Raw genomic sequence first — 238 nt, 5'->3', positions numbered from 1 at the left:
ATGTCAAACAGCGCATCGATACGCTTGACCGCCTCCAACGCCGTCGCAGAGACAGGCTTTGCCCCTTTGCCCCGCCGGGCACTTCGCGAGACATCTGCCAACTCGAAGAACTTTCGGCGCGCGTGGGCAAAACAGAAGGCCGGCGTCACCGGGATCTGTTTCTTGGTCCGATCGAAGAGCGGATTGAAGCCATTGTAGCAATCAGCCTGCAGGATACCGGTGAACTCGGCCAGGTGTC

At 59.2% G+C, this 238-nt stretch carries 1 protein-coding gene; it reads right to left on the bottom strand.

Going from position 1 to position 238, the window contains the following annotated elements; genetic code table 11:
- A partial coding sequence (locus tag EQW76_RS28920; protein ID WP_143123542.1) for a transposase occupies positions 1–238 on the bottom strand: 238 nt, incomplete at both ends.

The sequence above is a fragment of the Rhizobium sp. rho-13.1 genome (genome assembly GCF_007000305.1).
GTDB classification, from domain to species: domain Bacteria; phylum Pseudomonadota; class Alphaproteobacteria; order Rhizobiales; family Rhizobiaceae; genus Rhizobium; species Rhizobium rhododendri.
The sequence above is the reverse complement of the archived record's forward strand: the minus strand, read 5'-3'. Positions and strand labels throughout refer to the sequence as shown.